The sequence below is a fragment of the Cohnella baijiui genome, from assembly GCF_020731285.1.
GTDB lineage: Bacteria > Bacillota > Bacilli > Paenibacillales > Paenibacillaceae > Cohnella.
The window spans coordinates 1-257 of sequence record NZ_JAJFOW010000282.1 but is presented as its reverse complement, the minus strand read 5'-3'; the positions used below and the strand labels follow the sequence as shown (position 1 = coordinate 257).

Annotated in this window: 1 protein-coding gene; it reads left to right on the top strand. The window is 42.0% G+C overall.

Features of this window, described 5'->3' with window-relative positions:
* On the top strand, nt 1–257 hold a 257-nt coding region (locus tag LKX83_RS32645), incomplete at both ends, for a TRAP transporter small permease (protein ID WP_227887435.1).

The following is a 257-nucleotide window of genomic DNA, read 5'->3' as shown; positions in this document are numbered from 1 at the left end:
CTTATATGATATTTCTTGGCTCTGCATTAGGCGTTAAATATAAGGCGCATTTGAGTGTGGATATATTGGCGGCATTTCCTGCTTCGGCACGAAAACCGATTGCTTCGATTGGACATGTGCTGGCAATTATCTTTGTATCCATTTTTACCTATTACGGGTGGGTTCATGCTACAAACTCATGGGAGCAGTTTACTCCTACGCTTGAAATCTCGCTCTTTTACCTTTATCTTGTCCTTCCGATTTCCGGTCTACTTATG